This window comes from Caldithrix sp. (assembly GCF_056497305.1).
Genome location: NZ_JBSMDE010000206.1, coordinates 1 through 7458 on the forward strand (window position 1 = coordinate 1; position 7458 = coordinate 7458).

General features: G+C 46.6%; 6 protein-coding genes. All 6 read left to right on the forward strand.

The window, feature by feature from the left end; genetic code table 11:
* The first annotated feature begins 615 nt into the window (after positions 1-615).
* The 6 genes from ACWB0I_RS17130 to hisH all read left to right on the forward strand — a co-directional run bounded on the left by ACWB0I_RS17130 (position 616) and on the right by hisH (position 7285).
* Positions 616-1659 (forward strand): threonine aldolase family protein, encoded by a 1044-nt coding sequence (locus ACWB0I_RS17130; RefSeq protein ID WP_479389312.1) that lies wholly within the window; start codon positions 616-618, stop codon positions 1657-1659.
* Between the two features lie 248 nt (positions 1660-1907).
* Positions 1908-2762 (forward strand): ATP phosphoribosyltransferase, encoded by an 855-nt coding sequence (gene hisG, locus ACWB0I_RS17135; protein WP_479389307.1) that lies wholly within the window; start codon positions 1908-1910, stop codon positions 2760-2762.
* 11 nt (positions 2763-2773) lie between these two features.
* The gene (gene hisD / locus ACWB0I_RS17140) at positions 2774-4108 is read left to right on the forward strand and encodes a histidinol dehydrogenase (RefSeq protein WP_479389308.1); all 1335 of its coding nucleotides are present in this window, start codon (positions 2774-2776) and stop codon (positions 4106-4108) included.
* Positions 4092-5177, forward strand: coding sequence for a histidinol-phosphate transaminase (hisC, locus tag ACWB0I_RS17145; RefSeq protein ID WP_479389309.1), 1086 nt, complete (start codon positions 4092-4094; stop codon positions 5175-5177). Before hisD ends, hisC begins: the two co-directional genes overlap by 17 nt.
* Positions 5178-5606: 429 nt before the next feature.
* A complete protein-coding gene (hisB, locus tag ACWB0I_RS17150; protein ID WP_479389310.1) occupies positions 5607-6698 on the forward strand; it encodes a bifunctional histidinol-phosphatase/imidazoleglycerol-phosphate dehydratase HisB in 1092 nt (363 codons plus the stop codon).
* Positions 6698-7285: an imidazole glycerol phosphate synthase subunit HisH gene (hisH, locus tag ACWB0I_RS17155; protein WP_479389311.1), complete on the forward strand. Its 588-nt coding sequence runs from the start codon at positions 6698-6700 to the stop codon at positions 7283-7285. Before hisB ends, hisH begins: the two co-directional genes overlap by 1 nt.
* Positions 7286-7458 lie beyond the last annotated feature (173 nt).

The window sequence follows — 7458 nt, forward strand, 5'->3', positions numbered from 1 at the left end:
GGAGAAATCTTTCTCAGGCGTAAGGGCGAAGCATTTTCCTGAAGGTTGTTCCAATTAGCGCAACCTCTTTGTGTAAAAGTTAAAATCGCTCTTAAGAAAGACTTTTCAAAAAATGCTTCGCCCTTACAAATGTCTCGAGCTGAAGCTCGAGTTACGATGCGCCTGCGAATGGTCTGACAGTGTAAGGGATTCTCAGAATGACATGCCGGCATTGTTTTCAACCTCTTGAGCAACACTTGTCCTTTCACAATTAATTTTTAATTCGTAATTTTTAATTAAAATTACTTCTTTGCCTGTCCGGCTGGATAGCCGTCCAGACGGGCCTGTCCCCGAGAATCGGGATTTCCGCTGCGCTCCAACCGGCTGGTGCTGCCAGACTGGCCTGTCCGGTGCCAGACGGATGCCCTTTGCGGTTTTTAAAAGGTTGCGGCTCCTGCCTTAGAAATAGACCATTGCCAGAGTCCCCAGGAATATCGAAGTTTAAAGGCAGCAATCGCGGAAATTTTCTCCAATAAAAAAATTGCCAAACAATTTTAAGTTTGCAATGAATCTAAATTTTTTAGATGTTCAAACGGTTCAGGACAATAGAAACGAAAAGAAAGGTATGAATGTATGATGCCCATCAAGCGCAGCTTTGCCAGTGATAACAACGCCGGGGTGCATCCGGAAATTATGGAAGCCTTGCAAAAATGTAATGTGGGCCATGTCATTAGTTATGGCGACGATCCCTATACGGCACGGGCCATAAAACGCTTTAAAGATATGTTCGGTGTGCAGACGGCTGTCTATTTTGTGTATGGGGGAACAGGGGCTAATGTCACCGGTTTGCAGGTTATGTTAAAACCATTTCAGGCTGTTCTCTGTGCTGAAACCGCTCATATTTACGTAGACGAATGCGGTGCGCCGGAAAAGTTTACCGGCTGCAAATTAATGCCCATTAATACTGAAAATGGAAAGCTGAGTGTGGCTCAATTGGAACCGTTTTTGGGCATGCTCCATTTTGAGCATCATGTTCAACCAGCTGTTATTTCCATCACTCAGCCCACTGAAATGGGAACCGTTTATTCCGTAGAAGAAATTACTGCCATTGCTCGTTTTGCCAGGCAACATAACATGTACCTTCACATGGATGGCGCACGTCTGGCTAACGCGGCTGCTTTTCTGAATTTGCCGTTTCAAGCGTTTACTGTCGATGCCGGCGTAGACGTTCTTTCTTTTGGAGGCACTAAAAATGGTTTAATGTTTGGCGAAGCGGTTCTTATTTTTAATCCACGTTTTCAGCAAGATTTTAAATACATTCGCAAGCAGGGGATGCAATTGCATTCCAAGATGCGCTACATTGCCGCACAATTTGATGCCTATCTACGCAACGATTTATGGTTGAAGAATGCGCAACAGGCCAATTGTATGGCCCAATTGCTGGCCGGAAAATTAAGAGAAATTCCTTACATTCACATAACACAGGAAGTGCAGACAAACGGTGTATTTGCCATTGTTCCGGAAGAAATTATTGACCCTTTGAAAAAGGAGTACTTTTTTTACACCTGGAATGCCGCCAGGCATGAAGTGCGCTGGATGACGGCTTTTGATACCACGGAACAGGACATTGAAGCTTTTGTAACAACGCTAAAACGCATAATAAAAAATTATTTGACATAATTATTCAGTTACTGTACATTTGGCTAAAAAAGAAAGGCAAAGCTCAATGCTGGTTATAATGGATTTAACCTACGGACATCACGATCATCATCATTCCTTATTTAAAGGAGCGCAATGACGCCGGCAAAGCAAGTCAATCAACGATTACATAGGTAAAACCCGGTTCATTGCGAATCGGGTTTTTTCGTTTTAGGGAATGAATACCCGATTGTTTACAGTTTAACGGATAATAAAGAAAGGGAAAAACATTGCTGACATTAGCGGTTCAGAAATCCGGTCGTTTAAGTGAAAAGACGCTTCGATTATTAGAAGAGTGTGGCATCAAAATTGGTAACGGCGGTAAGGGGAAGTTAAAAGCGCTCTCTACCACCTTTCCCCTTGAAATTCTCTATCTGCGCGATGACGATATTCCGGAATGTGTGGCCGATGGCATTGCTCACGCCGGCATTGTGGGCGCCAATGTGGTGTTCGAGAAAGATCGCCGGGTAGATATCTTGGAAAATCTAGGATTTGCCCATTGTCGCATGAGTATTGCCGTGCCCAAACACATGGAATATAAGGGACTGGAGGACTTAAACGGGTTAAAAATCGCCACCTCGTTTCCTAAAATTCTCTCCAGATATTTGCAGGAAAAAAACATCACCGCGGAAATACACGAAATTAACGGCTCTGTCGAAATCGCACCATCCATCGGGCTGGCCGATGTTATCTTTGATATTGTAAGCACAGGTAGTACCTTATTAAGCAACGGCTTGAAAGAGGTCGAAACGGTGCTCCAATCGGAGGCTGTTTTAATTGCCCATCCTGAGCTGGATGACGATAGCCGGCAATGGCTGGAGCAGTTAATCTTTCGTATCAAATCGGTGCTTAAAGCCCGGGATTATAAATACATTTTGTTAAATGCGCCGAACGAGAAGATTGAAGCCATTTCCGGAATTTTACCCGGCATGAAAAGTCCGACGGTGATGCCTTTAGCTATGGAAGGCTGGAGCTCAGTGCATTCGGTCATCCGGGAAAAAGAGTTCTGGCAGATTATCGAAAAACTGAAACAAAATGGGGCTCAGGGCATATTAGTCATCCCCATAGAAAAAATGATATTATGAAAGAGGGAGTTATGGAAGTATTCAAATTTCCTGCAAAAGAAGAGTGGCCGGAATTATTGAAACGGCCGCAAACGGATCAGGAAGAGCTACGTCAAAAGGTGAGTCAGATCATCCAGAATGTAAAAACTCAGGGTGATCAAACCTTGCTGCAGTTTGCCAAACACTATGATAAAGTGGAACTGGATTCCGTAACGGTTTCGGAAAGCGAATGGGCGCGGGCCAGCGGCAACCTGTCCTTAAAATTGAAAGAAGCAATCGATGTGGCCCGTTCTAATATCGAAAAATTCCATCGTTCGCTGAGACCGGTAGAAAATTACATCGAAACAGCGCCTGGCGTTTGGTGCTGGCGTAAAGCGCTACCAATAGAGAAAGTAGGTCTGTACATTCCAGGCGGTACGGCGCCCCTCATTTCTACTTTTTTAATGCTGGCTGTCCCGGCCTCGCTGGCGGGCTGTAAAGAAATCGTGGTGTGTACACCGCCCAATAAAGAAGCTTCGGTTCATCCTGCCATTTTACACATTGCACGAAGTCTGGGTATTACCAGAGTGTTTAAGGCTGGTGGGGCCCAGGCCATCGCTGCCATGGCCTACGGCACAGAAAGTATTCCTGCCGTGTACAAAATCTTTGGGCCGGGCAACCGTTTTGTTACCATGGCCAAACAACTGGTCAGCATGGATGGCGTGGCCATCGATCTGCCGGCTGGCCCCTCGGAGGTAACCGTCATTGCCGATCATACAGCGCGGCCCGATTTAATCGCGGCCGATCTACTTTCGCAGGCCGAACATGGCATCGATAGTCAAGTAATGCTGATTCTGACCGATGAAGCGCTCATTCCCAGAGTACAGGAGGCGCTGGAAGAGCAGTTACAAACTTTGCCTCGCGCTAAAACGGCGCGTCTGGCCTTTCAAAATTCGCGCATTTTCCTGGTGGAGAACACGCAGCAGGCCATTGAAATGTCCAATGCTTACGCCCCGGAACACCTGATCCTTGTTACCGAAGACGCTGAACAGCTGGCTGAAAAAGTGTTGAATGCCGGTTCGGTGTTCATTGGCCCCTGGACTCCCGAAGCAGCCGGCGATTATGCTTCCGGAACAAACCATACTTTGCCAACACACGGCTACGCTTTCAGCTACAGCGGTGTGTCACTGGAAAGTTTTATGAAGGTCATCTCTTTTCAGAAAATCTCAGAAAACGGTCTGCGTTCCATCGGTCGGGCTATTATAGAATTAGCTGAAGCAGAAGGACTGGAAGCACATAAACGGGCCGTCAGTGTAAGGCTGGACAAAATCCCAAAACTGCTTCCGAAAAGTGATTATGCTGGAGAAAAGAATGACCGTCAATCCTGATAACCTGGTTCGGGAGAATATTAAACGTTTAAAACCTTACGCCTCTGCGCGTAATGAATTTTCGGGCTCTGCCATGGTCTTTCTGGATGCTAATGAAAATCCCTACGGCCCTCCTTTAAAAGACGGCGGTTTAAATCGTTACCCGGATCCATATCAAAGAGCCTTAAAAGAAAAAATCAGCCATTGGTTACAGGTCCATCCGGAGCAGATCTTTTTGGGAAACGGCAGCGATGAAGCAATCGATTTGCTGATGCGTGTCTTTGGGCAACCTGCTAAAGATGCGGTGCTCATCATGCCTCCAACCTATGGCATGTACACGGTCAGCGCCCAAATTAATGATCTGACAATTGTAAAAGCGCCATTGACTGCCGAATTCAAAATGGATCGCCAGGTCATTAGCCAGAAACTGGGCAGAACGCTGAAACTTGTTTTTGTCTGTTCGCCCAATAATCCTACTGGCAATGCCTTTCCCAGAGAAGATATTGTCTGGCTCTTAGAAAACACAGGCGCTATGGTCATTGTAGATGAAGCCTACATCGATTTTGCTCCACAGAAAAGCGTTCTGCAACTGATCGATGATTATGCTAATCTGGTGGTTCTGCGCACGTTTTCCAAAGCCTGGGGTAGCGCCACCATCCGTTTGGGGATGGCCTTTGCCCAGGCCAGGGTCATCAACTGGCTGAACAAGATTAAGATGCCTTACAATGTCAGTGGGTTGACGCAGCAAATGGCATTAAAACTGCTCCAGAATGGTCAGCAAAAAGATGCCTACATTAAACGTATTTTGAAACAACGGGATTGGTTAGTCAAAGAACTGAAAGCGTTGAGCATTGTACGCCACGTTTTCCCTTCGGATGCGAACTTTTTACTGGTGCGCTTTGATCAGGCCGATGAAGTGTATCGCTTTCTGCTGCAAAATGGTATTGTGGTCAGAAACCGATCAAAGCAGTTGCATTGCGAACACTGCCTGCGCATCACAGTGGGAAGCGAAGAAGAGAACCGAAAATTGATCGAACGCCTGAAGGCTTACGAATTACAGGGAAAAAGAAGAAGGGGAGGGACGCTGTAAAAATTCCGATTCCCTTGCAGGATTAGAATGTAAGGGCTGCTGCCTCTGTTACCTCCAATCCCTGCACCGGAGGTGCAAAGGATCCCTTGCATTTGAAAACGGTCATTCAGAGTTCAGCATCAGCGGGCGAAGAATCCTTGCTCCTGCGTTGTGGATTCGTAATCCCGATGAGATGTGATTCAGATAGGACAGGTTGGGCAGATGAAACAACGTTTCAAGTTGAATGTTCCCCCTCGCTTGATTCACGGAAGGAAGGTATGGGCGCCGGCCAAACAGATAAATTCCTTATTCTGGTGACCGTTAATTTTCGTAAGCCCGTAGTGCGACTCCCCAGAGTCGCTTAGGCTCCGAATGGCCAGTGAAAATAATAAAATAGGAATCTCTAACACGATATCCCACATGACGGGATTTTAAAAAAGCGGAGGATTGATGAAACGCGTTTTGTTCATAGATCGGGACGGAACGATCATTAAGGAACCTGAGGACGAGCAGGTCGATTCGTTTGAAAAACTGGATTTTTTGCCTCATGCAATTTGTTCTTTAAAAAAAATAGCTACTGAACTCGATTTTGAACTGGTCATGGTTACCAATCAGGATGGATTGGGCACACTCAGTTTTCCAGAAGAGAACTTCTGGCCCATTCACAATTTGATGTTACGCATTCTGGCCAGCGAAGGGATTCACTTTAAAGAGGTCTTGATCGATCGCAGCTTTCCGCATGACAATGCCCCCACGCGCAAGCCAGGCATTGGGTTGTTAAAGTCGTACCTGAATGGCCAATACGATCTGGCTCACTCTTTTGTAATAGGTGATCGAAGCACGGATGTGGAACTGGCCCAAAACCTGGGAGCGCAGGCCATTCTAATCGCCGAAAAATCGCATCCTGCGGCAGCGTTCACTACAACCGAATGGAGAGAAATCTACCGCTTCCTGAAGATGAAGCAGCGCGTGGTCACCATAGATCGGCAAACGCGCGAAACTCAAATCCGCTTGACGTTGAACCTGGATGGCCGCGGAACATTTGAAGCGCCGACCGGACTGGGTTTTTTTGATCACATGCTGGAATTGCTTGTTAAACACGCAGGATTTGATTTACAGGGCACCATCAAAGGAGACCTGCATGTTGACGAACACCATCTTGTGGAAGATACCGCCCTGGTCTTGGGAGAAGCCGTGCGCCAGGGGCTCGGCCAGATGCGGGGCGCACAGCGCTATGGTTTTGTATTGCCCATGGATGAATCGTTGGCCCGCGTAGCCATCGATTTTTGTGGGCGCAGTACTCTGGTATGGAAAGCCAGGTTCCAGCGGGAAAAAATAGGCGACATGCCCACCGAACTTTTCGCACACTTTTTCAAATCGTTTGCTGAAACGGCAAAATGTGCTCTGCACATTAAAGTAAAAGGGGAGAATGAACACCATAAAATCGAAGCGGTGTTCAAGGCTTTTGGTAGAACGCTCAAACAGGCTGTGCGTCGCGATCCGCAGAATGAGGAAATTCCAAGTACCAAAGGGGTTTTGTGATGAAGGTGGCTATTGTTAAGTACAATGCAGGAAATATTCACTCGGTACGATTGGCCCTTCAGCGGTTGGGTATTGAACCGCAGGTGACCGATGATCCGGCATTATTACAGCATGCCGAGCGCGTCATTTTCCCCGGCGTAGGGGAGGCCCAATCTGCTATGAACTATTTATCTCAACGTGGCCTGGATGAGGTTCTGATAAATCTTAAACAACCGGTGTTGGGAATCTGTCTGGGATTACAACTGTTATGTTGCCATTCCGAAGAAAACGATACCGTAGGGCTGAGCATCTTTCCGGTGGACGTTGAACGATTTCCTCCAGGGGGTAAGGTGCCGCACATGGGCTGGAATTCTATCGTCAATTTAAAAGGCCCTTTGTTTCGCAATGTGACGGAAGGCAGTTTTGTCTATTTTGTGCATAGTTATTATGCCCAGCTCAGCCCGTTTACGGTTGCTGATGGCGAATATATTGTCCCTTTTAGTGCAGCCCTGCAAAATGAAAATTTCTTTGCCGTGCAATTCCATCCTGAAAAGAGCGGAAAAATAGGCGAGCAAATTTTGAAAAATTTTCTTGAAATGGAGATCTAAGGCAGCAGAAACAATTAGTCAACTAAAGAAAATAAAAAATAGCCACGAATTCACAAATGATATTTTTAGATTTTAATTTCCAACACTACCGTTCTCCCCTTCTCTCCGATTCTCGGGGACAGGCTTGTCCGGCCGTAGGACGGGCCAGTCTGGCAGCACCAGCCTGACAGGCC